Origin of the sequence: Botrimarina sp., assembly GCF_040219535.1 — a bacterium.
GTDB lineage: Bacteria > Planctomycetota > Planctomycetia > Pirellulales > Lacipirellulaceae > Botrimarina.
Map to the genome: position 1 here is coordinate 386,975 of NZ_JAVJSH010000012.1, position 25,835 is coordinate 412,809.

The 25,835-nt window shown below is 69.2% G+C and carries 27 protein-coding genes, 2 tRNA genes and 2 pseudogenes; 14 read left to right on the forward strand and 17 right to left on the reverse strand.

The features are described from left to right. Positions 1–63: 63 nt before the first annotated feature. Positions 64–873 carry a tryptophan synthase subunit alpha gene (trpA, locus tag RIC11_RS05725; RefSeq protein ID WP_350209228.1) on the forward strand — a complete coding sequence of 270 codons (810 nt, stop codon included), beginning with the start codon at positions 64–66 and terminating at the stop codon, positions 871–873. Positions 874–1,140: 267 nt separating this feature from the next. Here the strand turns inward: trpA and tnpA are convergent, their stop codons facing one another. Both tnpA and dnaK read right to left on the reverse strand, forming a co-directional pair. Further along, on the reverse strand, positions 1,141–1,605 hold the full coding sequence (gene tnpA, locus RIC11_RS05730; RefSeq protein ID WP_350209230.1) for an IS200/IS605 family transposase: 465 nt from the start codon (positions 1,603–1,605) through the stop codon (positions 1,141–1,143). Positions 1,606–1,957: 352 nt separating this feature from the next. Then, positions 1,958–3,874 (reverse strand): annotated as a pseudogene (gene dnaK / locus RIC11_RS05735) (molecular chaperone DnaK). A 339-nt stretch (positions 3,875–4,213) separates the two neighbouring features. Between dnaK and pheA the strand changes: the two are divergent. The 9 genes from pheA (at position 4,214) to RIC11_RS05780 (ending at position 10,656) form a co-directional block, all read left to right on the forward strand. Then, a complete protein-coding gene (gene pheA / locus RIC11_RS05740; protein ID WP_350209232.1) occupies positions 4,214–5,311 on the forward strand; it encodes a prephenate dehydratase in 1,098 nt (365 codons plus the stop codon). Positions 5,312–5,438: 127 nt separating this feature from the next. Beyond that, the gene (gene aroF / locus RIC11_RS05745) at positions 5,439–6,464 is read left to right on the forward strand and encodes a 3-deoxy-7-phosphoheptulonate synthase (RefSeq protein WP_350209234.1); all 1,026 of its coding nucleotides are present in this window, start codon (positions 5,439–5,441) and stop codon (positions 6,462–6,464) included. Between the two features lie 106 nt (positions 6,465–6,570). Beyond that, a complete protein-coding gene (tpiA, locus tag RIC11_RS05750; RefSeq protein WP_350209236.1) occupies positions 6,571–7,323 on the forward strand; it encodes a triose-phosphate isomerase in 753 nt (250 codons plus the stop codon). A gap of 51 nt (positions 7,324–7,374) precedes the next feature. After that, entirely contained in the window at positions 7,375–7,785 is a 411-nt protein-coding gene (gene secG, locus RIC11_RS05755) for a preprotein translocase subunit SecG (RefSeq protein ID WP_350209238.1), read from the forward strand. 67 nt (positions 7,786–7,852) lie between these two features. Further along, on the forward strand, positions 7,853–8,746 hold the full coding sequence (locus tag RIC11_RS05760; RefSeq protein WP_350209240.1) for a YicC/YloC family endoribonuclease: 894 nt from the start codon (positions 7,853–7,855) through the stop codon (positions 8,744–8,746). A gap of 50 nt (positions 8,747–8,796) precedes the next feature. Continuing rightward, complete coding sequence (gene gmk / locus RIC11_RS05765) at positions 8,797–9,435, forward strand: guanylate kinase (protein ID WP_350209242.1); 639 nt, start codon at positions 8,797–8,799, stop codon at positions 9,433–9,435. Between the two features lie 148 nt (positions 9,436–9,583). After that, positions 9,584–9,841: a DNA-directed RNA polymerase subunit omega gene (locus RIC11_RS05770; RefSeq protein ID WP_350209243.1), complete on the forward strand. Its 258-nt coding sequence runs from the start codon at positions 9,584–9,586 to the stop codon at positions 9,839–9,841. Positions 9,842–9,918: 77 nt separating this feature from the next. Continuing rightward, positions 9,919–10,470, forward strand: a complete 552-nt coding sequence (locus RIC11_RS05775; RefSeq protein ID WP_350209246.1) for a flavoprotein — start codon at positions 9,919–9,921, stop codon at positions 10,468–10,470. A gap of 113 nt (positions 10,471–10,583) precedes the next feature. After that, a tRNA-Asn gene (locus tag RIC11_RS05780) sits at positions 10,584–10,656 on the forward strand. 178 nt (positions 10,657–10,834) lie between these two features. Here RIC11_RS05780 and RIC11_RS05785 read toward each other — a convergent pair. The 14 genes and pseudogenes from RIC11_RS05785 to nrdR all read right to left on the reverse strand — a co-directional run. After that, positions 10,835–11,890, reverse strand: a pseudogene (locus RIC11_RS05785) (tyrosine-type recombinase/integrase); the annotation flags it as partial. Further along, a complete protein-coding gene (locus RIC11_RS20700) occupies positions 11,883–12,095 on the reverse strand; it encodes a helix-turn-helix domain-containing protein (protein WP_502879374.1) in 213 nt (70 codons plus the stop codon). The gene RIC11_RS20700 and the pseudogene RIC11_RS05785, both read right to left, overlap by 8 nt. A gap of 142 nt (positions 12,096–12,237) precedes the next feature. Next, complete coding sequence (locus RIC11_RS05790) at positions 12,238–12,891, reverse strand: hypothetical protein (RefSeq protein WP_350209247.1); 654 nt, start codon at positions 12,889–12,891, stop codon at positions 12,238–12,240. Positions 12,892–13,108: 217 nt separating this feature from the next. Beyond that, complete coding sequence (locus RIC11_RS05795) at positions 13,109–13,387, reverse strand: hypothetical protein (protein WP_350209248.1); 279 nt, start codon at positions 13,385–13,387, stop codon at positions 13,109–13,111. After that, on the reverse strand, positions 13,384–13,941 hold the full coding sequence (locus RIC11_RS05800) for a hypothetical protein (protein WP_350209250.1): 558 nt from the start codon (positions 13,939–13,941) through the stop codon (positions 13,384–13,386). The genes RIC11_RS05795 and RIC11_RS05800 overlap by 4 nt, the downstream gene beginning before the upstream one ends. 249 nt (positions 13,942–14,190) lie before the next feature. Then, a complete protein-coding gene (locus RIC11_RS05805) occupies positions 14,191–14,790 on the reverse strand; it encodes a hypothetical protein (RefSeq protein ID WP_350209252.1) in 600 nt (199 codons plus the stop codon). A gap of 172 nt (positions 14,791–14,962) precedes the next feature. After that, on the reverse strand, positions 14,963–16,846 hold the full coding sequence (locus tag RIC11_RS05810; RefSeq protein WP_350209254.1) for an AAA family ATPase: 1,884 nt from the start codon (positions 16,844–16,846) through the stop codon (positions 14,963–14,965). Between the two features lie 64 nt (positions 16,847–16,910). Beyond that, positions 16,911–17,246, reverse strand: a complete 336-nt coding sequence (locus tag RIC11_RS05815) for a hypothetical protein (RefSeq protein WP_350209256.1) — start codon at positions 17,244–17,246, stop codon at positions 16,911–16,913. Between the two features lie 87 nt (positions 17,247–17,333). Next, positions 17,334–17,537 (reverse strand): hypothetical protein, encoded by a 204-nt coding sequence (locus RIC11_RS05820; RefSeq protein ID WP_350209258.1) that lies wholly within the window; start codon positions 17,535–17,537, stop codon positions 17,334–17,336. 3 nt (positions 17,538–17,540) lie between these two features. Next, positions 17,541–17,867, reverse strand: a complete 327-nt coding sequence (locus RIC11_RS05825) for a helix-turn-helix domain-containing protein (protein ID WP_350209260.1) — start codon at positions 17,865–17,867, stop codon at positions 17,541–17,543. Positions 17,868–18,062: 195 nt separating this feature from the next. Further along, entirely contained in the window at positions 18,063–19,127 is a 1,065-nt protein-coding gene (locus RIC11_RS05830) for a hypothetical protein (RefSeq protein ID WP_350209262.1), read from the reverse strand. Positions 19,128–19,585: 458 nt separating this feature from the next. Then, a complete protein-coding gene (locus RIC11_RS05835; protein ID WP_350209264.1) occupies positions 19,586–19,879 on the reverse strand; it encodes a hypothetical protein in 294 nt (97 codons plus the stop codon). A gap of 323 nt (positions 19,880–20,202) precedes the next feature. Then, a tRNA-Ala gene (locus RIC11_RS05840) sits at positions 20,203–20,275 on the reverse strand. Positions 20,276–20,345: 70 nt separating this feature from the next. Then, on the reverse strand, positions 20,346–20,819 hold the full coding sequence (gene nrdR, locus RIC11_RS05845) for a transcriptional regulator NrdR (protein ID WP_350209266.1): 474 nt from the start codon (positions 20,817–20,819) through the stop codon (positions 20,346–20,348). Positions 20,820–21,016: 197 nt separating this feature from the next. On the opposite strand from nrdR, the gene RIC11_RS05850 reads away from it, so the two are divergent. The 4 genes from RIC11_RS05850 to RIC11_RS05865 all read left to right on the forward strand — a co-directional run bounded on the left by RIC11_RS05850 (position 21,017) and on the right by RIC11_RS05865 (position 24,446). Beyond that, positions 21,017–21,628, forward strand: coding sequence for a PH domain-containing protein (locus RIC11_RS05850; protein ID WP_350209268.1), 612 nt, complete (start codon positions 21,017–21,019; stop codon positions 21,626–21,628). 77 nt (positions 21,629–21,705) lie between these two features. After that, positions 21,706–23,013, forward strand: a complete 1,308-nt coding sequence (locus RIC11_RS05855) for a glycosyltransferase family protein (protein ID WP_350209270.1) — start codon at positions 21,706–21,708, stop codon at positions 23,011–23,013. Continuing rightward, entirely contained in the window at positions 23,010–23,816 is an 807-nt protein-coding gene (locus tag RIC11_RS05860) for a WecB/TagA/CpsF family glycosyltransferase (protein WP_350209272.1), read from the forward strand. The genes RIC11_RS05855 and RIC11_RS05860 overlap by 4 nt, the downstream gene beginning before the upstream one ends. A gap of 351 nt (positions 23,817–24,167) precedes the next feature. Beyond that, the gene (locus tag RIC11_RS05865) at positions 24,168–24,446 is read left to right on the forward strand and encodes a hypothetical protein (protein WP_350209274.1); all 279 of its coding nucleotides are present in this window, start codon (positions 24,168–24,170) and stop codon (positions 24,444–24,446) included. Between the two features lie 8 nt (positions 24,447–24,454). On the opposite strand, the gene RIC11_RS05870 is transcribed toward RIC11_RS05865, so the two are convergent. Beyond that, entirely contained in the window at positions 24,455–25,816 is a 1,362-nt protein-coding gene (locus RIC11_RS05870) for a bifunctional folylpolyglutamate synthase/dihydrofolate synthase (RefSeq protein WP_350209276.1), read from the reverse strand. Positions 25,817–25,835 lie beyond the last annotated feature (19 nt).

Genomic DNA, 25,835 nt, shown 5'->3' on the forward strand with positions numbered 1-25,835 from the left:
GCTCGCGGGCGCCGCGCGCGGTTACACTCGCCCGCTGGCCCGACACCCCACCCGCAGCGCCCGATGACCGCGATCCCGCAGCTCTTCGAAAAGCTCCGCGCCGAGAAGCGCAAGGCCCTGATGCCGTTCGTCACGGCGGGCGACCCGGACCTGGCGTTCACCGCCCAGGTGCTGCGCGAGGTCGTCGGCCGCGGCGCCGCGTTGTGCGAGGTCGGCGTGCCCTACTCCGACCCGATCGCCGATGGCCCGGTGATCCAAGCCTCGTACACCCGCGCGCTGGGCAAGAAGATCAAGCTGGCCGAGATCCTCGAAACGCTCGGCGGCGTGTGCCCGGGCCTCGGCGCGCCGGTCGTGACGATGGTCAGCTACGCGATCATCTACCGCCACGGGCCGGAGCGCTACTGCGAGGAGGTCGCCGCGCGGGGCGTCGCCGGGCTGATCGTGCCGGACCTGCCGGTCGACGAGTCGCCCGCGCTGGCGAAGCTGGCGGGCGAGCAGGGCCTGTCGCTGATCCAGCTCGTCACGCCGACCACACCGCGCGACCGCGCGCTGCGGATCTGCGAGACCTCCAGCGGGTTCGTGTACTACGTGTCGGTAGCGGGGATCACCGGCGAGCGGACCGAGCTCCCCAGCGACCTGGTCGACAACGTGGGCTGGCTCCGCACGAAGACCGACCTGCCGATCTGCATCGGCTTCGGCGTGAACAAGCCCGAGCACGTGCGGCTCCTCGCGCCGGTCGCCGATGGCTTGATTGTCGGCTCGGCGATCGTGAAGCGCGTGGCCCAAGCGGCCGACCGCCCGCGCGACGAGGTGCTCCGCGAGGTCGGCGACTACGTGGCCGAGCTGCTCGCGGCGATGCCCGCGGCCGGGTGACCGCCGGTTGCTGGCGAACGCTTGCGTCGCGCCGGGGGGAACCGCGGATGCCCGCGGATGGACGCGGATGCACACGGATGGGGCTCCGCAATTGAGGAGCCCCGGAGGGGCTACAGCGCGTAGCCGGGGCCGCAATCCCTAGCTCCCGGTCGCGGCATCCACAGAGCCCCGGAGGGGCGGCAGCGAGGCTGGGTAGCGAGACGCGCTGTCGCCCCTCCGGGGCTCGGCGTTCGAGGCCGACGGCCGTCCAGGGGCTCACGCCCCCGGCTACGCGCTGCCGCCCCTGCCGGGGCTTTCTGTCGGCGGCGTAACGCCGTGACGCTCGCACAACCGACTCACTTCCTCGGCGAACGTGGTCCGCGCGTGGTGCTCCGCCTGGCGCTGCAGGTAGCGGCTTACCGCGCTGGTTTGCGACTCGCTGACCGTGAACGCCCCGTAGCCTTCTTGCCACTCGAACCGCGACGAGACCAAACGGTTCTCGTTGATCCACTTCGAGCTGTTCGCCTTGAGCGTGCGGACGAAGTCGGCGAGCGACTGGGTTGGCTTGAGCTTCACCAGCAAATGAACATGGTCCTCAACGCCGCCGATCTCGGTGAGCGAGCCGCCTTCGGCGCGCACCACGCCGCCCAGGTACTCATACACGCGCGGCCGGATCTCCGGCGACAAGTAACGCGCGCGGCGCTTGGTCGTAAACACGATGTGGTACGACAAGCAGGAGTACGTCGAGGGCATCGAAACCGCCACGGTCATAAGCCGCAAACCGAGAGCAGCCCCGCCAGGGGCGACAGCGCGTAGCCGGGGGCGCAAGCCCCCGGTCGGCGAGCCAGCCTAATCACAGAAAGCCCCGGAGGGGCGACAGCGCTCTGTTTCGCGGAACCACTGTCGCCCCTGGCGGGGCTATTCGTTCTTGTCGCACCGATGACCAGGGGCTCGCGCCCCTGGCTACGCGCTGCCGCCCCTGGCGGGGCTTCTGGGTTGGTGCGGCATATCTCTTAAGTCAGCGCCAAACACAAAGAGCCAGGGGCTCTCGCCCCTGGCTCTTCGGTTGCGCCCCTCGCGGGGCTATGTCATCGCGGCGAGGGCCTCAGCCCTCCTTGACCTCGAACTCCGCGTCGATCGCGTCGTCTTCGGTCGACTCGCTGGCGGACGTGTCGCCGCCGGGGGCGGCGCCGGACGCTCCGGCGGCGCCGGCGGCGGCCGACTTGTACATGGCCTCGCTCATCGCGTGGGTGGCTTGCTGGAGGGCTTCGGTCGCGCTCTTGATGCGTCCGGCGTCGTCCCCCTTGGCGGCCTCGCGGACCTTGGCGATCGCGTCCTCGATCGGCTTCTTGTCCGCTTCGGACATCTTGTCGCCCTGCTCCTTGAGCGTCTTCTCGGTGGAGTAGGCGAGCGCCTCGGCCGCGTTGCGGGCCTCGACCAGCTCGCGCTTCTTCTTGTCCTCCGCCGCGTGGGCCTCGCCGTCCTTCTTCATGCGCTCGATCTCGTCGTCGGACAGGCCGCTCGACTGCTCGATCGTGACGGTTTGCTCCTTGCCCGTGCCGAGGTCCTTGGCCGCGACCGACAGGATGCCGTTGGCGTCGATGTCGAACTTGACCTCGATCTGCGGCACGCCCCGCGGCGCGGGGGGGATGCCCTCCAGGTTGAACTGGCCGAGCAAGCGGTTGTCGGCGCACATCTCGCGCTCGCCCTGGAAGACGCGCACGGTGACCGCCGTCTGGTTGTCGTCGGCCGTGCTGAAGACCTGCTTCCGCTCGGCCGGCACGGTGGTGTTGCGCTCGACGAGCTTGGTCATCACGCCGCCGAGGGTCTCGATGCCCAACGACAGCGGGGTGACGTCCAGCAGCAGGATGTCTTGCACGTCGCCGGCGAGCACGCCCCCCTGGATCGCCGCGCCGATCGCGACGACCTCGTCCGGGTTCACGCCCTGGTGCGGGTCCTTGCCGAAGATGCCCTTGACCAGCTCGCGGACCTTGGGGATGCGGGTCGAGCCGCCGACCAGGACGACCTCGTCGATGTCCGACGGCTTCATCTTCGCGTCGTCCATGGCCTTCATGACGGGCCCGCGGCAGCGCTCCACGAGGCCGTCGACGAGCTTCTCGAAGTCGACCCGCGAGATCGACATCTGCAGGTGCTTCGGGCCCGACGCGTCGGCCGTGATGAACGGCAGGTTGATGTCGGTGCTCTGGGCGCTCGACAGCTCCTTCTTGGCCTTCTCGCAGGCCTCTTGCAGGCGCTGCAGCGCCATCGTGTCGTTGCGGAGGTCGATGCCCTGTTCTTTCTTGAACTGGTCGGCGACGTGGTTGATCAGCTCCTCGTCGAAGTCGTCGCCGCCCAGGTGGGTGTCGCCGTTGGTGCTGATGACGCGGAACACGCCGTCGGCCACCTCGAGGATCGACACGTCGAACGTGCCGCCGCCGAGGTCGAACACGCAGATCGTCTCTTGGCCCTTCTTGTCGAGGCCGTAGGCGAGGCTCGCGGCGGTCGGCTCGTTGATGATCCGCGCGACCTCAAGCCCGGCGATCTCGCCGGCGTCCTTGGTGGCCTGGCGCTGCGCGTCGTTGAAGTAGGCCGGCACGGTCCCGACGGCCTTGTTGACCTTTTGGCCCAGCTAGGCCTCGGCCGACTCCTTGAGCTTGCGGAGCGTCTTGGCGGAGACCTCCGGCGGGGTCATCTCTTGGTCGCCCGCCTTGACCTTCACGTAGTCCTCGGCGCCGCCGACGATCTCGTAGGGCACCATCTTTTCTTCGCTCGCGACCTCGTTGTGCCGCCGGCCCATGAAGCGCTTGATCGAGTAGATCGTCTTCTTTGGGTTGGTCACGGCTTGGCGGCGCGCGGGCTCGCCAACCAGGGTCTCGCCCTTGTCGGTGAACGCGACCACCGACGGCGTGGTCCGGTTGCCCTCGGTGTTCGGGATGACTTTGGCCTCGCCACCTTCCATGACGGCGACCACGCTGTTGGTGGTGCCGAGGTCGATGCCGATGATTTTTTCTCCGGCAGCCATGGTTCTACAGCTCCTGGTGGGGGAATACGCTCTTGGTCGATTTATGCCCCCTGGGCCGCTCTGGGCGACTGCGAGGGGCGCGATGGATTGGTTGCGGTGATCGCTCATGTGGCAAAGGCCATGCCAGCAAGAGTCTGCGCGGCCGGCTTGACTTAACGTGCTGCGAGAGCAAGAGTTGCGTCGCGAGCGAAGGGGGCCGTCGGAACGAGCCGGCTGCCAGTTTGTCACGGCCGCCCTGCCGCGACGGTTGGCCACTTCGGTTGCCGGCGCCAACTTGGCAGACGGCGATCGCACCGGCTGGCCGAAGTGCTTGCCGCTCAAAGCCTTACAATCCGATCCATGGCCAAGAAGAAGCCGGCGAATCCGACACCCGCTACTAAGGCTCGGAGCCTGCGGGCCGAGATCGCCGCGCTAGATCGGCAGGTCGCCGAAGCAATCGGCCGGCGGGCGGAGCTCGTCGGGCAGCTGGCGGAGGTCCGCTCGGCAAACTCGCCCGACGCCTGGGCGACCGCCGTCGAAGGGCCCGTCGGCGCCGCGCCGGCCGCGGCGGTGCAGGCGGTGTTCCGGGAGCTGGTCGCTGCTAGCTGCGCGGCGGTCGACCGACGCCGCGTCGCGTACCTGGGCCCAGCCGACTCTTACAGCCACCTGGCCGCGATCGAGCGGTTCGGCGACGCGTCCGACCTGGTTCCCGTTGGCACGATCCACGCGGTCTTCGAAGAGGTCGCCACCGGGGCGAGCCAGCTGGGCGTCGTCCCGCTTGAGAACTCGACCCACGGCCGCGTGACCGACACGCTCGAAGCGTTCGCCGCGACGAGCGTCGCTATCTGTGGCGAAGCCCCGATGCGGATCCATCACAACCTGCTCGGGCGTGGCCCCCGCTCGGCGGTGCGGCGCGTGGCCAGCAAGCCGCAGGCGCTCTCGCAGTGCAGCCACTGGCTCGCCGAGCACCTGCCGGGCGTTGAGGCCGTGCCGGCCGCCAGCACCAGCGACGCGGCCCGCCTGGCGGCTGACGACCCCAGCACGGCGGCGATCGCCAGCGAGCAAGCCGCCCGCCGCCACGGCTTGGAGGTGCTGGCGCGGCGGATCGAGGACCAGAAGGACAACGTCACGCGGTTCGCCGTGATCGGCCCCGAGCCGGGCGCCAAGACCGGCGACGACAAGACGGCCCTGATGTTCGAGCTGGCCCACGAGCCGGGCTCGCTGGCCGACGGGATGGCTATTTTCAAGCGGCAGAAGCTGAATCTAACCTGGATCGAGTCGTTCCCGATCCCCGGCAGCCGCACCGAGGACCTGTCGGGCGGGCGGTACCTGTTCTTTGTCGAGCTGATCGGCCACGCGAGCGACCTCCGGGTCCGCCGGGCGATCGAGTCGCTCGAGAAAAAGTGCGTGAGATTGCGGGTGCTGGGCTCCTATGCACGGGCCAAAGTGCTCGGCTAAACTGCCGGGCTTGCCAAAACGGGACGCGAAACGGCAAGCCGCTCCGGGCCCGGCGCCGTTGAGGCGCCGGCAAGCGCCGCGCTGGCGCGTCCTACGGCCTCCAGCCTGTAGCCTACAGCCTCCCCCCATGCTCATCATCCTGCGTGAATCGGCGACCGACGCGCAGATCGCTCACGTGGTGGAGCGGGTCGAGTCGCTCGAGCTGAAGGCCCACTTGAGCAAGGGGACGTACCGCACCGTGATCGGCGTCATCGGCGACGAGGAGAAGATCCGCACCGCGCCGCTCGCGGCGATCCCCGGGGTGGCCGAGGTGGTCGAGGTGCAGCCCGCGTTCAAGCTGGCGAGCCGCGCGGCGCACCCCGAGGCGTCGATCGTGTCGGTGGGCAAGGGAGAGAACGCCGCCAAGTTCGGCGGCGGCCACGTGGGCATGATCGCCGGTCCCTGCGCGGTCGAGTCGGCCGAGCGGCTCGACGAGATCGCCGGCGCGATCAAGCAGGCCGGCGCCACGGTGCTCCGCGGCGGCGCCTACAAGCCGAGGACCTCGCCGTACTCGTTCCAGGGCCTCGGCGAGGAGGGTCTGAGGATCCTCCGCGAGGTGGGCGACAAGCACGGCCTCCCGGTCGTCACCGAAGCGATCGACCCGCGGCACGTGGAGTTGGTCGCCGAGTGGGCCGACATGATCCAGCTCGGCGCGCGGAACATGCAGAACTTCGTGCTGCTGACCGAGGTCGGCAAGACCGACAAGCCGGTCCTGCTGAAGCGCGGGATGGCAGCCACGGTGAAGGACATGATGATGTCGGCCGAGTACGTGCTCTCGCAGGGCAACCCGAACGTGGTGCTGTGCGAGCGCGGCGTGAAGGGCTTCGACAACGCCACGCGCAACATGTTCGACGTGGCCGCGGTGCCGCAGGTGCACGAGTGCTCGCACCTGCCGATCATCGTCGACCCCAGCCACGCGACCGGCCGCCCCGAGCTGATCCCCGCCTGCGCGCTGGCCGGCGTGGCCGCCGGCGCGGACGGCGTGCACATCGAGGTCCACAACAAGCCCGAGGACGCGATGTCCGACGGCGCCCAGGCGCTGCTGCCCGACCAGTACGCGGAGCTCGCGTCCCAGATCAAGAAGGTCGCCGCGGCGCTCGGCAAGACGGCTTAGTCAGTCGTCGGTGGTCCGTTGTCAGTCGTGGGGATTGATTTCTGCGAACCGACTCGGGTCGCTGACGCCAAACAACTGACCACGGACAACCGACGAAGAACAAACCATGCGTAAGCCACTCATCGCCGGCAACTGGAAGATGAACACCAACCGCGCCGACGCGGTCGCCCTCGCCAAGGGCGTCGCGGCGGGGGCGGGCGAGCTGGACGGCGTGGACCTGTTAGTCTGCCCGCCGGCGGTCTACCTGTCGGTGGTCGGCGAGGCCCTGGCCGGCAGCGCGGTGGCGCTCGGCGCCCAGAACGCCTACTTCGAGGACAACGGCGCCTACACCGGCGAGACCTCGATGGCGATGCTCGCCGACATCGGCGCGGAGTACGTGATCCTCGGCCACAGCGAGCGGCGGCACGTCCTCGGCGAGACCGATTCGGACGTGTCGAAGAAGGCCCGCAAGGCGCTGGAGCTCGGCATCGCGCCGATCGTCTGCGTGGGCGAGCTGCTCGAGGAGCGGGAAGCGGGCCGAACCGGCGAGGTCATCAAGAGCCAGTTCGTGGGCTCGCTGGACGGCGTCACCGAGGCCGACATCCCCAGCGTGGTCATCGCCTACGAGCCGGTCTGGGCGATCGGCACCGGCAAGGTCGCCACGCCCGAGCAAGCCGAGGAGGTCCATGCCGATCTTCGCCGCTTGCTGGCCGAACGCTACACTGGCGAGATCGCCGGCGCGGTGCGGATCCTCTACGGGGGGAGCATGAAGCCGGGCAACGCGGCGGAGCTGCTGTCGCAACCGAACGTCGACGGCGGCCTCATCGGCGGCGCCAGCTTGAAGGCCGACGACTTCCTGGCTATCGCCAAAGCGGGCTGACCCCCCCGGTCGCCATCGCGCACCGCCGGGCCACACCCCCACCCCAACGCCATGATCCAAACGCTGATCCAACTCGTGATGGCCGTGATGGCCGTGTTCATCATCCTGCTGGTGCTCGTGCAGCGCGGGCGCGGCGGCGGCCTGGCCGGCGCGCTCGGCGGGCCGGGGGGCTCGAGCGCCTTCGGCGCCAAAGCGGGCGACACCTTCACGCGGATCACGATCATCGCGGCGACCGTCTGGATCGCGTTCTGCCTGGCCGCGTCGCTGTGGGCCGCCAACCGCGGCGACGCGTTCGGCAGCGGCGACGCCCCGCTGCTGGGCGAAGGCGCCGGCGTCGTGACCGCCCCGGCCGACGAAGCCCCCGCGACGGACGAAACCCCCGCTGGCGAGCCGGCCACCGGCGACGGCGCCCCGGCCGAGAGCGCCCCGGCCGACAGCGAGCCCTCGGAACCGACCGAGTGACCCGCCGCCCCTTAGTCTCCGTGTCGACAGTCTCCGTTTCGACGACCCTCCCGGGAGGCGCGGCCCCATGCTGCTGAGCATGACCGGTTTCGGCGAGGGGCGCTCGCAGACCGACGCCGTGTCGGTCGTCGCCGAGGTCCGGAGCATCAACAACCGGCACCTGAAGATCAGCTACCGCTCCAGCGACGGCTACCACGGCCTCGAGCCGCGAGTCGAAGCGCTCGTGCGGCAAACGGTTCGCCGTGGCACCGTGCAGGTGAACGTCCGCGTGGAGCGCCGCAACCGGGCGAGCGACTACCGGATCGACCACGACGTGCTGCTCGGCTACCAGGAGCAGCTCACCCAGCTCGGCGGAGTCCACTCCCAGCCGACGATCGACAAGCTGCTCACCCTGCCCGGCGTGATCACCACGCCCGACGCGTCGGCCGCCGACCCCGAGGGGGATTGGCCGGCGATCGAAGCGGCGCTCGCCGGCGCTGTCGAAGCGCTCAACGCGATGCGGGTCCGCGAGGGCGAGGCCCTCGCCAAGGACCTCCGCGCCCAGGCGGGCGTGGTCACGGCCGAGCTGGCGGGCGTCGAACAACGGGCCCCGGCGGTCGCCGAGGCGTACCGCGAGCGTTTGGCGGAGCGGGTGGGTTCGGCGCTGGACAAGCTCGGCGTGTCGCTCGAGCCGTCCGACCTGGCGCGCGAGGTGGCCCTGTTTGTCGACCGCAGCGACATCTCCGAAGAGACCGTTCGGCTCCGCAGCCACCTTGAGCAGTTCGACGCGACCATCACGGCGATGAGCGGCCCCGAGCGGCAAGAAGGGGTCGGCCGCAAGCTGGAGTTCATCGCCCAAGAGATGGGGCGTGAGGTCAACACCATCGGCTCCAAGGCGAACGACTCGGAGATCTCGGTCCGCGTGGTCGAGATGAAAACGGCCCTCGAGCGGATTCGCGAGCAGGTCCAAAACGTGGAGTGAGGCGAAAGGCTGCCGGCTGTCGGCTACCGGCCGTCGGCGGGAGCACCCCCATGGAAAAGCCGACAGCCGACAGCCGACAGCCGACAGCCCCGGCCGAAGGCCGCCTGGTGGTGTTGTCGGGCCCGTCGGGCGTCGGCAAGAGCACGATCGTCCGCAAGCTGCTGCAGCGGACGGGCGACCGCGTGCGACTGAGCGTGTCGGCGACCACGCGCCCGCCCCGCCCCGGCGAGGCCGACGGACGCGAGTACCACTTCCTGACGCACGACGAATTCGCCCTGCGGCGGGCGGCCGGGGAGTTCCTGGAGTGCGTCGAGGTGTTCGGCCGCGGCCACTGGTACGGCACGCTGCTAGCAGAAGTAACCCCTCGCCTGGCGGCCGGGCAGTGGGTACTCTTAGAGATTGATGTCGACGGAGCGGCCCGCGCCCTCGCGGCCTACCCCGCAGCGATCAGCGTGTTCATCACTGCGGCGGCGGCGCCAGACCAGGCCCTCGGCGTGCTCCGCCAGCGGCTCCAGGCCCGCGGCACCGAGGACGCCGCCTCCATCGCCCGGCGGCTCGAGGTAGCCAAACACGAACTCGACCGGGCCGACCAGTACCAACACATCGTTGTCAACGAGGGGCTCGACGACGCGGTCGACGAGGTTTACCGCATCTTGACCGACGCCGGCCTGCCGACGGGTCGGATTTGATGCACCGCGTGCTCGCGAGTCCCCGATCGGCAGTTGGCCCGAGGCCTTCCGCCCTCGGCCAAGCTCCCACCAACGGAAACGGTCCGCCGTACCGCAGCGGCATCCCCTGCGTACCCTCCAGTCTCCGGCCTACAGCCTACAGCCTCCCATGATCGAAGCGCTCAAAGAAGAAGAGATCGTCAACAAGGTGGGTGGCCGCTTCAAGCTGTCCACCCTGATCCAGAAGCGCCTGGTAGCCCTCAACGGCGGCGCGCGGCCGCTGGTGGACCTGGATACGAAGGACAAGATGGAGATCGTTGTGCAGGAGATCCTGCAGGACAAGATCTACCTCGACGCGGCCAGCGAAGTCCGCACCGCCCCCGGCTCGGACGATTCCCCGCCCGATTTCGACTTCGACAGCCTCTGACGGAGTGAGGCGTGAGCCGTGAGGCGTGGGTTCCAGCGACCCACTCAAGCCTCAAACCTCAAGCCTCACCCCCTCCCATGCCCGAAATCCTCCTCGGCGTCTGTGGCGGCGTGGCCGCTTACAAGTCGGCCTACCTGGCGAGCCGGCTTGCGCAGGCGGGGCACGGGGTGAGCGTCGTCATGACGCCGGCGGCCGAGAAGTTCATCGGCGCGGCGACGTTCTCTGCGTTGACCGGCCGCCCGGTGCACGCCGATTCGTTCGACCTGTCGTCGCACCCGCTGGGACCGCACATCGAGCTCGCGCGGCGGGCCGACCTGCTGGCGGTCGTCCCCGCGACGGCCGATGCGATGGCCAAGGCGGCCAACGGCCTGGCGGACGACCTGCTGAGCACGCTGCTGCTGGCGTTTGAGGGGCCGGTCGTCTACGCGCCGGCGATGAACTCGCAAATGTGGGCGAAGCCGGCTACCCAGCGGAACCTGGCCCAGCTGCGAGAAGACGGCGCCGTGATCGCCGCGCCGGGCGAGGGGTGGCTGAGCTGCCGCGAATCGGGCCCAGGGCGGATGGCCGAGCCGGAGGAGATCGCGCGGGTTATCCACGAGGTACTCGCCTCGCCAGGGGCGCCCGGCTGAGCAACCCCACCAATCCGCGCGATTCGATCGGCTCCGCGAACCTAGCCGCGCCCGGCGATTCCTTAAACCCTGGACGCGTCCCGGCGCCGAGGCAATAATCGGTCTCTCAGTGATCCCCTGTAGCTCAGTTGGTAGAGCGAGCGGCTGTTAACCGCTTTGTCGCTGGTTCGAGTCCAGCCGGGGGAGCTAAACGCACGTCTGGACCCCGGGAAACGGCGAGTTTCCCGGGGTTTTTTCGTCCGGGTGGCACAGCATGTGGCACAGCTTTCCGCCCGTTTCCGGGGGGTACTGTGCCACCCCCTGTGCCACCCTCAGCCGGTCCCGTGACCGCCGACGCCACGTGCTCCGGCAGGACCGACAGATAGTGTTCAGCCGCCACGCTCGGCGTGTTCCCTAGCCAGGCGGTGACGGTGTGCAGCGGGTAGCGTGCGGTGAGGTCGCTCTCGCGGCTGGCCCGCAGGTTGTGCCAGGGTCGCGGCCACGGCTCTAGTCCGGCTTTGCGAATCAGCTTCACGAGCGAGGTGCGTAGGTTGCAGCCTCGGCCACTGTAGCTCGGTATGCAACGCTCTTCGGTCGGGTCGAAGGCGTCCTCCAGGTACGGCCGCAGCTCGGTAAAGAGCGGGACCGCTCGCGAGCCTTTGCCGTATCGCTTCGTTTTCGGACTCGTCACCCGCAGCGTGTTTCGCTCGAAGTCTACGTCGGCCCATCGCAGCAGCAGAGCTTCGCTAGGGGTCCGCAGACCGCCGAACCGAGCCAGAGCGATAAGCAGCCGCCATTCGGCGTTCGGTGCGTAGTCGATAACCCGCAGAACGTCGGCGGCTGGCACGTACTGGTTGCGGTCTTCGTTCGCCATCGAGCCGGCGGTCAGCTTCGCGAACGGTGACGCATCGAGCACGCCGGCCTCGACAGCCGCCGCGAAGAACTGCTTCGCCTTCTTTGTCATCCCGGCGACCGTCGCCGGAGCGTAGCTCTCTAGCAGCTTCTCTTGCCACGCCGCAGCTTCGGCGGGGGTAATCGTCCGCAGGTCGCGGTGCTCGCCTAGTTGCTCGCACAGCCGGTCCCGCGTGGTCCGCCAGTTGATAGCGGTGCTCTCGGTGACTTTCGACTCTCGCGACACAATGAACCCGCCGACCCATCCGCTCAGCGTCGCCGCTTTGCGTTCGTCGGTCAGTCCCGCCGCCGCCAGCTTCGCGTGCAGGTCGTCGCCTATCGCCGCGAGCCACTCGGCAACGGCGTTGCCTAGCGGTGCTCCGGTGATTCGAGCCGACACGATAGCTTGAACCTTGCTCGCGACTTCCGCCGCGTCTTTCTTCGTGACGCCAGGCAGGCGGATGAAGCGTCGCTTGCCGTGTTCGTCGCGGAACGTGACGCGGTAGCGTTTGCGTCCGCTCTTCGTTGTCTCTGTCGACACGCTAGCCATTGTCTCGGTTCCTTCGTTTGACCAGCTCTAGCCCGTAGTGCTCGCAGAGAATCGCCGCCTTATCGAATCGCAGCGAGTGCTCATCCTTCACGAACCGAACGATGGTCGGTCGTGATAGACCCGTGACCCTCGCCAGCTCATTGAACGAACGCGGGTCCGCCATGATGGCGTCGCGTAAGGCGGTTTCTATCTGTCGGCTTGGCATGGCAGGGATAGTTTGTACCAAAGGGGACGCGGTACGTCAAACCGAGCCCCTCAGCCGCCGCCTAACGCGACGCGAGGGGTCGGCTCGACTCGTTTGCCGCGGAACGGCGAGAACGCCACAGAGAGCCGCACAGACGCTCAGGTTACAAGCGACCCTTCGAGCGGCATCCGTCGCAGGTCATCGTGTGTTCGTGCTCCGCGTAGCCGGTCGGTATCGGCGGCGGGTTCCACGACCGGCCGAAGCGGTGCCGCTTGCAATGCGGACAGACATAGACCAGCCGGCCGGCTTCGGTCGCTTCCCATCCTTCGGCGAGCGTGCGGTGCCTTTCCTTCGACTCGGCCTTCGCCTTCTCGACCGCCTCGGCGACGAACTCGGTTTCCGACGGCAGCGACGGCGGTCGCCACGGGTCTAGCTCGTTCCACTCCCGCAGGTGCCGCAGCAACGCGGCTCCGACAGCCGCCAGACCGGCGTTGCCGAAACGCTTCTCGACCGACTCGACCACGGCGAGAGCCACGTCGAATCGGTTGCCGTCGGGATAGACGCATTCGACAACTTGCCGAACCGCTTCGAGCATCCCGTCGGGTAGCTCCGCAGGCGGCTGCGTCGCGAGCACGTTGGCGACCAGCTCGCGAGCGTTGTAGCGGTCGCCATCGGTCCTCGCTGCCAGGTGCGGATTGTCCCTCAGCCAGACAGCCGGCCTGTCGATTAGCTCGGCGGCTACTTGCTGCGAAAGAGAACGCAGCACGGCTCGCTGCGTGTCGCTAGACGGCTTGCTCGCTTTGCGGGTCGTCGGCATGGCGGAACCTGTTGGCGGCTCTCAGGCGGCCGCGTGGTGGCGAGAGAGAGATTCTGAAGGCTTCGCCGTGGAAAATCTGGCACGTAAACCACGTTCGATCGCCTTAACCGCGGAAGTGGGCCGGGGGGGCGGAAAGGACCCGACCGGGGGGGTGTGCCGCCGCCGGAGCCGCCCCGCCCAACCAGTTTGGGGCGGCCCCATGCGACGACAGCTCTCGTCAGTCGACCGGCTGCAACGGGCTCGAAGAATCGAACACGGGGGGCAGACCAGCCTCAGCCGCAGCCAACTCAGCGGCTAACGCTTCGGGCAGCTCTTGGCCGAGCCCCGGGTCGCCGAGGTCCAGCACAGCCGAGCGGCAATAGTCGACCAGCGACACGCCACGCTTGCGGAGCGTCTCGTGGTCTCGCTTGTACTCTTGAAGAGCGGCGCCAACGGCGGCGGCCGCTTCGGTGCTCAATTGGTTGGCCCAGGCGGGCCGCTTGGTGGGGGTGGTCATGTTTGCTTCGATTCGATGTTGACGGGGTTACCGTTGGTCGATTGGCCGCTGCCGATGTTGAACCGCTCGCCCGGTTGCGGCCGCTGGGGACGGGGTTCTGGTTCGCCAACGGCTCGCCAGTCGCCGGGGCTGCCGGTCTGCCGCAGCGTGTCGATCATCCGCCGGCGGGCCTGCTGCTCTTCTTGGTTCAACTCGTTGAGCTTGCCGGACCAGCTCCGCTCGGCGTCGCCGAGGCTCTTCAGCTCGCCGCGTAAAGCGGCGATCTCTTCCCGGACCGCCTCGGCCGAGGCCCGGGTCTCGCGGAGCGTCGCGGCCAGGTCGTGCTTCTCGCGGGTCCAGTCGCGGGCGTGGTAGCCGTCCCACGCCTGCTTGCGGGTCATCATCACGTCTGCCTGATCGGCGAACGCCGAAAGCGACACGCCAGCGGCGAGGCACGCGGCCTCGATTGCTTTCTCGCTCACGGTCTCGCCAGCGGCGACGCGCTCGGCCAGTTCGGTGAACGATGCGAACGCTTTCTCGCTGCGGCCGCGCAGGCGGTCGATTAGGTCTTTCATGTTCGCGGGGTGGTGATGGGGTTCGACTCGTGTGCCGCTAGTTTACGGGGTCGCCGTTGGTGGTCGGGTCGCTCGTGTTGTGTGTACGCAATACTCGCCGAGATAGAACTTCAGCCGGTCTCACGAGAACCACGTCGCGGCATCCGCAGCCGGGGCAGGTGCGATACTTGCGGCGGAGCCGACCGTAAGGGGCCGAGTGTGTCTGTCGCATCCGCTGGCGGCATTGGGGACAGTGAACCGGGTCAACGGTCATGCCACCCCCTCGCGGTGCTCGCGTGCTCGCTCGTTAGCCTCAGCCATCGCCCCGGCCGCCGCGTCGGCGTTGTGCCAGGCGGTGAACCCGGCGAACGCCCCGCAGGTGGCACAGTCGCGGCGGACGCTCTCGCCGTGGTGAATGAGCGTCAGGCTCGCCGGGGTGAAGCCACAGCGGCGGCAGGGGTCGCCCCGCGGGTCGATAGCCAGGTTCCGGAGGTGTCGCGGGTTGCGGTCGCGTACTTCCTCAGCCAGCCGCATGAAGTAATCGCCGCACGTCCGCAGTCCGTCGTCGGCAGCCGGGGTGTCAGCGAACGCCGCGTCGGTCTGTCCGTCGGCGTCCTCGGGTGGCAGGTCGGCGGTAAGGTCCGTTCTTTTGACCGGACCTTTTCCGGCGGCTCCCGTCCCGGTCATATGAACGGAACGGGTCGCTCTCGGCGTCAGCATCAGCCGCAGCGTGTCGCGGTGCTCAGCGAGACCCGCCTTCAGCGGAGCCGTCAGGCGGTCGGTCGGTCCGGCGACAGCGAGCTTGCCGTCGGTGACGGTCGGCGTCAGGCCGCGTATGGCTAGCTCGGCGGTCAGGGTCGCGATGTCCATCGCTAAGGCTCCGGGGGAAGGTTGCCACCCCCTTAGGGGTGCGTGTGGCAGCCTTGGTGGCAGGGTTGCGGGGGAGGCTTGTTTTCCCGCTTGTTTTCAAGGGGTTTCCGTAAGGTTGCCTGTAAGGCTGCCACACACGCTCCTAGGGGGTGGCAGCCTTCGAGCGGCAGCCTTACCCGACCACGTACAAGCCGGGGTCGGCTTCGGTGTCGTCGCTCGCGGGGGTGTCGACCGGGTCCGGCAGGCTCCACAGCCACTCGCCGCCGACGCGGTCGCTAGCGATGAAGAGCGACTTCTTGGCACGCCGCAGGGTCCGCTCGCTGATTCCGTCCGCCTTCGCCGCCTTGAGAATCCCGGCAGCCTTCGCCGGCCCGTCGCTCAGCTTGCCGCGGAGCCATCGCTCGGCTTCGTCGCGGGGGGTGTCGTCGGCTTCGTCTAGCTCGTCAGCCGACACGAACACGGGTTCCGATTCCCACACGAGCGACGGCGGCTCCCCTTCGAGCGAAAACGCCATGCCGTTGGGGTTCGCGATGTTGCACTTCACCGGCAGCACGAGCCGGCGGCGGGGTTCGTCCGGGTCAGGCCCCAGCCGCCAAGCGACACGAGCCGCAGCGACGAACGCAATCGAGCCGCCGATTCGATTCAGCGAAGAGCCATCTCGCTTGCTCAGGTGCTTAATGCCGAGAAGGCAGACGCGGTGCTCGGCGATTAGCTTCGTGAGCGGTGCGAGCATCCGCCGCACTTCGCCGCCTTTGTGTCCGTCGACTTCGCCGCAGAATGCGTCTAGCGGGTCAACAACGAAGAGCCGCAGCTCGGGGTGCTCGCTGAAGAATCGAGCAATCAGCGGAGCCTGCTCTTCGAGAGCGAGCACTTGCTCTTTGCCGGTGCCGTCGCGATACAGCGGCTCGATACAGTGAACCCGGTCCGCGTCCGCTCCGGCGGCCAGCAGCCGCGGCAGCAGCGTGTCCTCGGGGTCATCCTCGGCGGACAGAATCGCCGCCTCGCCTTGCATCAATCGCGAGCCGTCGGGGAACGCTTCGCCGGTCGTGGCCCTCGCCATGAGGTCGCACGTCATCATCGTTTTTCCGTTGCCAGGGTCGCCGGCCAGCAGACCGAACTTCCCCAGCGGCAGCCGGTCCTGCCACAGCCACTCGATAGGCTTCGCGGTCATCGACCCGAAGCTTCGAGCGATAAGCCTCGCCCCAGCCTTCGCCGCCGCCTTCGGGTCGGCGTGGTGCCGCTGCATGAGGTCCGCGACGACTTCGACGACTTCCGATTCGGGGAACTCGGGTCGGCAACGCTTGGCCCATTCGAGAGCCAACGCCGGCAAGCCGTGGTCGGGTCCGAACGTCCGCAGGTGGTAGCCGACCAAAGCACAGAGAGCCGACCGCCGGGAGCCTTCCTCGGCTCCGGGATGCTCGGCGAACGGCATCCCGTGGCCCATCGTCAGCACGTCGCCGGGGGTCGACTTCTCGCCGCCTAGCAGCCTCTGTAACGCCGGCGGGAACTTCGCCGGCTCGACTTGCCACGGCGACAAGCCGTCGCCCCAGCGTCGCACTAGGCCGCTGTGGTGCGGCGTCGGCGGGACGATGCTCTGGGCTCCCTGTCCGCCACAGCCGAGGCGGAACTCTAGGCCGGCCGCTTCGTGCTTCGCCTTAGCCGGCGGGTTCGGCGGCAGCTCGAAGAGCCGGTGCTCGCCGCGTCCCGAACACCAGGTCGGCGTCGCCGTGCCGTTTATCTTCTCGCGTGCGGTCGCTTCCCCTTCGGCTCCGTCGAACTCTACGTCGCAGACGCCACGCGAACCGTCGACGCTCTCCCCCAGCACGATACCGACGCCAGAGTTGGGCCAGCGGTTGAACCAGCCTTCCACGGTCGCCGGGTCGTGTGTCGCTTCCTGCTGCCATGCCGAATGCCGCGGGTGCTTGCCGGGGCTTGTGCAGGCCGCTCCCTTGCTGCACGTGCAGCCGCCGCCGGTCAGGCCGTGCGCAATCGTGACGCGGTAGCCTAGCTCCGCCAGCTCGATACCGGCTCGGCGGCCGGTTTGTGTTATGCTCATTCTTGCTCGCTCGTGAGAGTTAAGGCCCCGGCCGGAGGTGACGCTCCGACCGGGGCCGCTTGCGTTAGGCCCGGCGAATGAAGGTCGCCACGCGGGTAGAGCCGCTGTCGGTCTGCTCGACCAGCAGCGAACCCCTCGTGCCGACGACAGCGTCGAAAGAGAACGACTCGCCGGGTGCAATCGCCCCGCCTTTCAGGGCGACGGCGAGCTTCGCGAGCGTCGACTTCGGCGAGAACTTCTTCGAGCAAATGCGGCTCGCCTCGGCTCCCTCATGTTCGCCGGCGGTGATTCGCCACTTGAGCATGACGGCGGGACCGTATTGCTCGTTGTGTTCCTCGAAGGGTTCCACGCCAACGAACTCGGCGTCGTAGCTGCCGACGGGGACGCCGCCGGCGGTCATCGTAAATGTCGATTCCATTGCTTCTCGCTCGTGAGTTTGTGATTCACCCCGGGATACACACGCCGCCGGGGTGTTCGGCGTTGCCATCTACTCGCTGAAGAGTCCCTTTTGCCCCGGCAGCGACTTGGGCTGCCTCACGCCGCGTGCGGGCTTGGGCGTGTAAATCGAACCGACTCGCCGCAGGTAGTTCTCAACGCTCTCGCGGGGCTTCGGCTTGGGCTTTGCCAGCTTCCGCAGAGCCGGGTTCTCGTTGAGCATCCGCTCGACAGTCATCAGGAGGGGGTCGGGCATAGCTCAAGCCTCCGCCGCCGAATCGGGCGTTCGCCGGTTCGCTTCGTACTCGCGGCACTCGGCGTCCGCTCCGCTCGCCGCGGCGAAGGTGTCGATTGCCGAGCCGGGCTCGCCGCGGTAGGTCGCGGCGGGGAGGGTGTCGCCAGCGATGTAGGCCAGCACGAGCGGCCGCAGCAGCCGCCACTGACCGCGAACACGCCTGGCGGGGAGGTCGCCAGACTTCACAAGCTTGGCGGCGGTCCGCTCGGAGACTTTCAGCAGCTCGGCGGTTTCAGCGAGCGTGAGAACGTCGTCGTCAGCCGCCGGCGGTTTCTTCGGTTGAATCACCACGGGTCAGGCCCTCGGGGAGTGTGTATCGCCGCGGCGAACTCACTCGCGGCGAGTGTGTTTTCCCCGGTGCCGCCGCGTGCCTCAAACCAAACGGGTAGGCGGTCGGACCAAAAAGAAAACGCCGCCGAGGGATTCCCTCAGCGGCGTGCGGATTCTGGCGGCTTCGATTTTTTTCGTCCGACTCCGATCGTCGGGTCAGACTTCGGCGAGGGTCCGGGCAGACAGCTCTTCGCCTAGTTGGTGCAGGTAGTCGCGGGCGTGGTCGAGCCGTTGCTCCGGCGGGATTCCTTCGCCCCGAAACTGCTTGTCTACGCGGTCGATTGTCCGCCGTATCCCCTGGTGCCACTCGCTGCCGGGCATCATCGGTTCGCGGTTCGGTTGGGGTATCCAGCCGCATCGGTCTCGCCGGCGGTCGGTAGCGTCTAGCCAGTCGGCATCAAACGCCGGCTTGTCTGTGGCGTCGTCGGACGCGAGGTATTCCTTCCACGCGACGAACACGCGAACATCCGCAATCCGTTTCTTCAGCTCTTCGGCCGACAGTCGCTCTAGACCGCTCGCGGTGCTCGCCGGCGTTTGCTCTGCCGCTGGGGCCGCCTCAGCAGCCAGCAGCACGTCGACTAGCTCGACCGACGCCGCGGCGAGGTCTGGCACAATCGAGAACCACGGCGAGCCGCCGTCCGGCAGAACTTCCTCGCCGGTGCTGAGGCTGCGGCAGCTCGCGGTGCCGTCCAGCCAGCCGACCGACGCCAGCAGACAAAGCCAGCCGGGGGCCCCATCGGGCGGAGGCAGTTCGCCGAGCAACCCCTCGGGGGCTTCGAGCGTCGCACGTGCGGCTCGCTCGGCGGCGGCAAGAAACCGATTCCAGCCGCGCCAAGCGTCGGCGTCGGTATCCGCGAAGGCTTCGATGGTGACAGCCGACGGGGATACGTCGAGCCATTCGACGCCGAACCACGAATCCAACCGGGAGCCGTAGCCAGCGTCGGCCAACGCCTGTTGCGTTATGCCGACGACAACCGGTCCGCTGCCTTCCGCCGACAGCAACGCCGCGAACCGCGGCTCCCTCAGGCTCTCGAAGTCCGCCTGCGAACGCTCAAGCGTCCGACGCCATGCATCGCCCATCGCTCGCCGCCTCCCTCGCGGCTCCCATTTTGTGTCGCGGTAGGCAAGGCGGATGGGAGGTCCGCCGGTTCGGGCCGTCGCCCTAGCCTGCCGCGTGGTTCGTGCCGGTAGCTTACCCGACCGCCGCCGCTTCCCGAACAACGCGAAGAATCGCCCGCCGGTCGGCGTCGCTCAGGTGCGGCCAAGCGTCGACCACAACGGCGAGGCCGGGGTCGATTGTGCCACCCCCTGTGCCACCCTCGGCAAGAATCGCCGTTTTCCCCGGCGTTTTCGGGGGTAGTTCGCCCCCAGCCGGGGGAGCTAAACGCACGTCTGGACCCCGGGAAACGGCGAGTTTCCCGGGGTTTTTTCGTCCGGGTGGTGGCTCGCCCGAAGTTTGTGCCAGGGTCGCGGCCACGGCTCTAGGCCGGCTTTGCGGATGAGCATTGCGAGCGGGGAGGCATCGAGCACGCCAGCCCCGCTCGGCCGTCGCACCGAACCCCAGCCGTGCGGCGTTGGGCTCCGGCGTCAGGTCGCCGACTGCCGGGACGGCGGCCGACCGCTGGTAGACCGTCACGACCGGGAGCGACCCTGGCCGCGAGTTCCGACTCTGCGGCCAGCTACCCAGCGACCAGCGCCTCGCGCAGCACCGACAGCTTCCATTCGGCGTCCTTCAACACCGCCGCGGCCTCTCTGGTCATCCGACGCAAGCCGACCGCCGCCGGCCCGTCGGGGCTCGTGTTCGTTTCTTCGTCGACCTGATCGGCGAGAGCCTCCAGGTGCTCCCGCCGACGCTCCGCCACGATCTCTCTCTGCAACGCGATGTCGATCAGGATCCGTTCCTTCTCCGATGGCCCGCAGCCGCCAGCTAACGCCAAGCAAGCCGCCAGCGTGATAAGCCGCCATTTCCCCATGCTGCTGCCGGACCTTTCGCGAGTGGTTGATTGCTTCAGCCTACCCGACGCAGGCCTCCCGCACGGCCTCCAAAATCGACCGCCTCGCCGCTTCGCTCCGGTGCGGCCACGGGGCTGACCGCAACCGGTAGGCCGAGGTGGAGGGCGTCACCCTCGCCGAGAATCGCCAGACCGATTCCCGCGACTCCGTCCCGCGTCGAGCGATGACGTCTGCGATCGCCGAGCGAGGTGTTGGCGTCAGCCAAGCCGAGCCGGCCAGAGAGCGGCGCCGATCGCCGAGCGAGGTGTTGGCGTCAGCCAAGCCGAGCCGGCCAGAAAACCAGTGGAGCGGAGGAGATTCGAACTCCCGACCTCTGCATTGCGAACGCAGCGCTCTCCCAGCTGAGCTACCGCCCCGTGTTCGTAGCCCGGTAATTTACGCCGGGAGATTCGGCCTGTCCACAGCCGCCCCCCAACGCGCGGCGGCTCACCGCGGCGCCTTGCGGGGGTGGTTCTCGAGCATCGGGCGGAGCTCTTCGAAGAAGTCGCGCGCGTCGTTGAACTTGCGGTACACGCTCGCGAAGCGGACGAATGCCACCTGGTCCAGCTCGCGCAGGTGCTCCAGCACAAGCTTCCCCAGTTCGGCCGACGTGATCTCGGTCTCGAACGACTGGAAAACATCGTTCTCGATGGCGGTCACCGTCGCTTCGATCTGACGAGTGCTGATCGAACGCTTCCAGCACGCCCGCTCGAGACCCCGCTGGATCTTCTCCCGTTCGAACGGGGCGCGGGAGCCGTCGCGTTTGACGACCTTGATGGTCGCCTCTTCGGGGCGCTCGTAGGTCGTGTACCGGCGGCCGCATCCGAGGCACTCCCGGCGGCGGCGGATCGCCGCGCCGTCTTGGCTGGCCCGGGAATCGATCACCCGGTCGTTGTCCCTGCGGCAAAAGGGGCACCTCATGGCGAGAAGATACCGATCCGAAGCGGCCAGGTCACGCGGGCAGCCCGCGGCTTTTCCAAAATCGTCGGGCCGCCGAGCAATCTCCTCCTCCCCGCAACGAAGCACCGCCGCGGGCGCGACCCCCACGGCGGCTCGGTCGGATCGGTTATACTCTCGCGCGACGGGCTCTCCTTCTATCGCTAGCAACGCCAGCCCCCATGACAGACGACCCAGACGCCGAGGCCCTATCGTCGCCGGATAACCACGCCGGTCGTGACGAGCGGCCGCTCGACCCGCGGGAGCGCTTCCAGCGGGCGGCGTCCGCACGCCAATCGGCCGACGTCGACCCCGAGTCGGACCTGTGGTCCGGCAGCTACTCGCACCTGGCGATGCTCGGCGTGTGGATCGGCGGAGCGGCAGCGACCGTCGCGGCGGTGGTCGTCGGGTTGCTAGCGAGCCTGACCGGCGCGGGCTGGATGATCTTGCTGGCGTGCGTGGTAGGGCTCTGGCTCGTGCTCGGGGGCTGGTACGCGTACCGGCGCTACAGCGTGCACTACAACCTCACCACGCAGCGCCTGATCCACGAGTCGGGCCTGCTTTGGCGGACAGTCGACCGCGTCGAGTTGATCGACGTGGACGACGTCACCTACCGCCAGGGGCCGGTCGAGCGGCTGTTCAGCGTGGGCACGATCGTCGTGAACAGCAGCGACCGCACCACGCCCGAGCTGCACCTGCCCGGGATCGACAACGTGCGCGAGGTCGCCAACCTCATCGACGACGCCCGCCGCAAGGAGCGACGCAGCCGCGGGCTGCACGTCGAGTCGATCTGAAACCGCGCGGCGGGCGTTTGCCCCGGCAAGCCCGCGCGGCGATCCTGGGGGGACCTCCCGCTCGCGATGGGTCCCCGATGCACGCGATTGTCCTCACCCACTACTTCCCGCCGATCGGCGGTCCCGGCGCACGGCGGATGCTGGGGTGGGTGCGCGGCTTCACGGCCGCCGGCTGCCGGGTGACGGTCGTCACGCCCGAGGCCCACCCCCGCGACCCGTACTACCAACCCGAAGAGCGGTACGACGGCCCCGCGCGGGTCGTGTCGCCGGCGATCTTCGACCCCGCGCGGCTGGCGCGCGGCGACGGCGCGAAGCCGGTCGCCCAGCAAGCGGCCCGGGGTGAGCGTCGGGGCCTGGCCGGTCGGTTGCGGCCGTGGCTGCTGCTGCCCGACCAGCGGCGCCTCGCGAACGGCCGGCTCCACAAGGCCGCGCGGCGCGCCATCGAGGCCGACTCCGACAAGGTGCTGCTGCTCTCTTCGAGCCCCTACAACAGCGTGCACCTCGCCGGGAAAGGGCTGAAGCGGCGTTTCGGCGACCGCGTGGTTTGGATCGCCGACTTCCGCGACGACTGGTTCCACCCGGTCTTCTTCCCGCACCCCAACGAGCTTTATCGCGCGTACAACCGCCGCTTGGAGGCCGGCGTGCTGCGGACGGCCGACGGCCTGACGGCGGTCAGCCAAGCGACGATCAACAAGGTGCGCGAGCGCCACGCCCAGCGGACCGACCCGCCGATGTGGGAGCGCGGCGGCCGCAGCAAATGGCGCCTGGCGCCCAACGGATTCGACCGGACCGGCGTCGAGGAGATCCTCTCGTCCGCCCCGCCGCGGCGCGGCCCCGACGCGCCGGTCGAACTCCTCTTCAGCGGCACGCTGTGGCAGGGCCACCCGGTCGACGCGCTAGTGGCCGCGCTGGGGACCGTGGCCGCTGAAACCGGGCGGCGGTTCCGGTTCGAGCTCGCCGGGCGGGTCGTCCAGCCGGTCCCGGCGCCGCCGCGACGCGACCTGGTCGAGGTCGTCACGAGTGGCTGGAAGCCGTACGAGCAATCGCTCGCCGCCACGCGCGCTGCCGATCTGTTGCTCGTGCACACCGGCCCCGAATCGCAGGACATCAAGATCAAGGTCTTCGACGCGGCCGCGGTGCGTCGGCCGCTGTTGGTGCTGGGGCCGGACGATTCGGCCACCGTGCGGCTGGTGCGCGAGCACGTCGAGGACCCGCTGGTCGCCCGCCACGACGACCGCCCCGGCATCGAGGCGGCGCTGCGGCGGTTCCTCGCTTCGGGGGACCGTTCGCGGCACGCGTTCGCGGCGTTGCCGGACGAGTACGACCGGCTCAAGCAAGCCGCCGCGTTGCTCGAATGGGCCGCCGAGTTGAGGGCCATCGGATGAAGCCGCTCGACAACGACCCGCTCGCCCATCGGCTCCCCGCGCGGCTGTCGGTGGCCGGCGTTGCGCTCGACCCGATCGACCGCGACACGCTCTTCAACTACGTGGTCGACGCGGCCGAGGCCGCCCGCACCGGCGCGGCCCGCCGACGCACCGTGGGCTACCTCAACGTGCACGTGGCCAACATCGCCCACGGCGACGCCGGCGTGGCCCGCTACCTGAACCAGCTGTGCGACCTCGTCTACTGCGACGGCCGCGGCGTGGCCTGGGGAGCGCGGCTGCAAGGGGCGCCGGCGCCGCCGCGGATGACGGCCGCCGACTGGCTGCCGGAGCTGCTCGTGCGCTGCCGCGACGAGGGGCTCCGGGTGTTTGTCGTCGCCGGGAGGGAAGGGGTCGTCGATCGCGCGCTCGGAGCGATCGCCCCGGCGGCCGGCGGCCTCGGGCCGATCGCCTCGCACGACGGTTACCTGTCCAATCCGCAACGCAACGCCGCGTGCCTCGCCCGGCTGGCGGAGTTTGCCCCCGACGTGGTGCTCGTTGGCATGGGCACGCCGCACCAAGAGCGGTGGGTGCTCGCCCACCGCGATCGGATCGCCGCCCCGGTCGTGTGGACGCTCGGCGCGGCGTTCGATTACTCCGCCGGCGAACAAGCCCGCGGCCCCGCGTGGCTGCGACGCGCCGGGCACGAGTGGGCCGCGCGGCTGCTAGCAGACCCGGCCCGCTTGTGGCGGCGGTACGTGTTGGGAAACCCGCGGTTCTTGTGGCGGGCGTGGCGCGCGGGTCGGGCGACCAGGCCGCGCCGCTGAGCGCCGCTAGCGAGCCCCTCGGCGAGCAAGGTTGCTCCGCCGTTGTAACTTCTTCCCATCGCTGTTGCCGCGCTCCGCGTGCGGCCCAGGGGGCGAAACCCCGGCGTTTCTGGCCCTTCGCCCCTGTGCGGGCCGGGCCCGATCGGTTTGGCACGCTTCCTGCAACTAGGAGCTTCCGAAGCGGCCGCGTGAGGGACACGCGGCGCCAACGCAACCCAATCGCGAGGCCAGCACGACGACAAAGCGGGACGCTCGCAGCCACCCCCAGCCCCGGCGCGAGCGACGCTTGTCTCATGGCCCGCAGCTTGTCACCGAAACTCGTCAAGCCGACTACTAAGAGAAGGGATACCCATGGTCACCGCACGGAAGATTCGCTGCCTTGTCGTCGTCGCCGAAACGGACTCCGACGGTCAGGTCCACTACACCCAGCAGCCCAGGTTTCGCCCGAGCGACCTGCTGCCTTGGGCCGACCCGCACATCCGCTCGCTCGTCGAGCAACTGCAGGACGAAGTCCGAGACGAGCAAGCCGCCCGCCGGCAGACCCGTCCCAGCAGCAGCGACCTGGAGCGTTGGGCGGAGCTCGACGACGAGCTGCTCGGCGCCGGCGGCGGGTCGCGCCGCCCCCGCTGAGCCGCCCCTCAAGCCGGCGGCTCGCCGCGCTCGGCCACGACCAGCCGCCGCGCCTCGGCGGCGAACAGCAACGACCCAGCAAACACCACCGCCCCCCGCTCGCCCGCCGTCGCGCAGGCCAGGCGGTAAGCCTCCTCGGGCGTGGCGGCGAGGGCGACCGGCGTGCCCGGCGCGACGCCGCGCGACGCTTCGGCCAGTTGTTCCGGGGGGGCGGCTCGCGGGTTCTCTAGGAACCGCGTGCAAACGACCTGCGCGAAGCGTCGCGCGAGCGGCTCGAGGATCGCACCCGAGTCTTTGTCGCTGCTGATCGCAACGACCAACACCCGCCGCTCGCGCGGCGCCTCTCCGCAGAGCTGGTCGATCACCTCGGCGAGGGCCTGCGCCGACGCGTCGTTGTGGGCGCCGTCGACGACCACCAGCGGCTCGCCGGCGAAGCGCTCCATCCGCGCCGGCAGCTTGCCGCGGCCGACGCCGCGTCGGCGAGCGTCGGCGGGCAGCGGCCAGCCGCGCTGGGCGAGCACCGCGAGCACGGCGAGCGCCACGGCCGCGTTCGCCGCCTGCGCGGCGCCCGGCAGCGCGGGGCGCACCTGGTCGATCGTTCCGAGCCGGTGGCTCTGGAATCGCCATGCGCCGCCGGCGGGGGCGATCTCGAAGTCGCGGCCCCGCTCGTACAAGGGGCATCCCACCTCGGCCGCCACGCGGCGGATGACGGCCCCGGCCTCGTCGTCCGCCACGCCGCTGACGGCCGGCACGCCGGGCTTGAAGATGCCCGCCTTCTCGGCCGCGATGGCCGCTCGCGTCGCGCCGAGCTGGCGCGTGTGGTCGAGGCTGATGCTCGTGACGGCCGCCACGTCGGGCCGGATGGCGTTGGTAGAGTCGAGCCGCCCGCCCAGGCCCACCTCGACGACGGCCGCGTCGACCCCACGCCGCGCGAAGTGCTCCAGCGCCATCGCGGTGGTGAGGTCGAAGTAAGTCGGGCCCGCGTCGCGTGTGTCCATCGCTTCGGCGATCGGCCTCACCGCGTCGACCAACGCGACCAGCTCGTCGGCCGAGCAGGGCGCGCCGTCGATCGCGAAGCGCTCCTCCAGGCGCTCCAGGTGAGGCGAGCTGTAGACGCCCGTCGCCATGCCCGCCTCTTGGCACGCGGCGGCGATCATCGCGGCGGTCGACCCCTTCCCCTTGGTGCCGGCGATGTGCACCAGCCGCAAGCGGTCCTGCGGGTCGCCCAGCCGGCGGAGCAATTCCCGGACGCGGTCGAGCTTGAGCGACTGCTCGGCGTAGGGGATCGGCTGGGTTCGCTCGTAGTTCACGCGCCCCATCAGCCAGGCGATGGCGTCGCGGCGGGCGTCGTCGTAGGGTGTTGGCTCCACGCCGGAAGAATCTACGCCC